This window comes from Aeromonas molluscorum 848, assembly GCF_000388115.1.
Classification (GTDB): domain Bacteria; phylum Pseudomonadota; class Gammaproteobacteria; order Enterobacterales; family Aeromonadaceae; genus Aeromonas; species Aeromonas molluscorum.
Genome location: NZ_AQGQ01000300.1, coordinates 1 through 1,274, shown reverse-complemented (window position 1 = coordinate 1,274; position 1,274 = coordinate 1). Strand labels below are relative to the sequence as shown.

Genomic DNA, 1,274 nt, shown 5'->3' with positions numbered 1-1,274 from the left:
TTTTTTATTGGCGGCATCGCGGGGTGCCGTACCATCCCCGAGCCTGATGCTCAGGGGCGGTAGACCTTGACGTTGTCAAAGCCCTGCTCTTTCAGATAGAGCGCCTGCAGTTTGCTCATCACGCCGCGATCACAATAGAGCAGATAAGTCTGCTCTTTCGGCAGGTCACCAAAGGCGGTAGCCAGCTTGAAGAAGGGGATGTGCAGCACCTCACGGCCCTCGACCACCAGCGGCTTCTCGTCATGCTCGTCACTCGAACGAATGTCCAGAATGACCTCGTCCGCGGCCAATATTTGCGTGGTCTCCACCTCTTGTACCTGGGCTGACGTCTCTTCGCCTATGCGGCGAATATCCAGATGGCGGGCTTCCTCCACCACCTTGTCCAGGATGCCGAAGTCGAAATTGCCCTCCTCCGCCTCAATATTGGAGAGCACGGCCTTGATGGTCGGCTTCTTGGAGATGACACCGCAATACTCCGGCATGGTCTCAGCGAACTCCAGGGTTCCAATGTGGCGCGCCTGGCTGATGATGTCCGGTTTGTCCCAGGTGATGAGCGGGCGCAGTATCACCTTGTCGGTCACCCGATCGATGACGTTGAGGTTGGTGAGGGTCTGGCTTGATACTTGACCCACGCACTCGCCGGTCACCAGGGCCGGGATCTGGAAGTAATCGGCCACCTGGCCCGCGGCGCGCATCATCATGCGCTTGAGCACCACCCCCATCTGGCCGTTATCCACTTTTTCGAGGATCTCGGCCACCACAGGCTCGAAGTCGATGGCGGTGAAGCGCACCTTGTGGGAGGCGCCGAATTTGCTCCACAGGTAATAGGCCACCTGCTTGACGCCGATCTCATGGGCGGCACCGCCCAGATTGAAGAAGCAGTAATGGACGCGGCAACCGCGCTTGATGAACTGATAGGACGCCACCCCGGAATCGAAACCACCGGAGAGCAGGCTCAGCACGTCTTCCTGGGTCGCCATGGGGAAACCGCCGAGGCCATGGTGCACCGCGCTGATGATGTAGAGCTCATCGTTTTCCACCTCCAGGTTGACCTGCACATCGGGCTTTTTCAGACGCACACCGGCGGTTTCGCAATGCTGGTTGAGGCCGCCGCCCACGTAGCGCTCCAGCTCCAGGGAGCTGAAGTCGTGCTTGCCGACCCGGCGGGCCCGCACGCAGAAAGTTTTGCCCTGGAGGCGATCACCCCAGACGGCGCGAGTCTGCTCGAAGATGTCATGCAAGTCGGTGAAGGTGCTCAGTTTCACTTCGAGGAA

At 59.6% G+C, this 1,274-nt stretch carries 1 protein-coding gene; it reads right to left on the bottom strand.

Annotation, left to right across the window (positions count from 1 at the left end):
* Nucleotides 1-50 precede the first annotated feature (50 nt).
* On the bottom strand, nucleotides 51-1,274 hold a 1,224-nt coding region (gene thiI / locus G113_RS20115; RefSeq protein ID WP_005914874.1), incomplete at its 5' end, for a tRNA uracil 4-sulfurtransferase ThiI.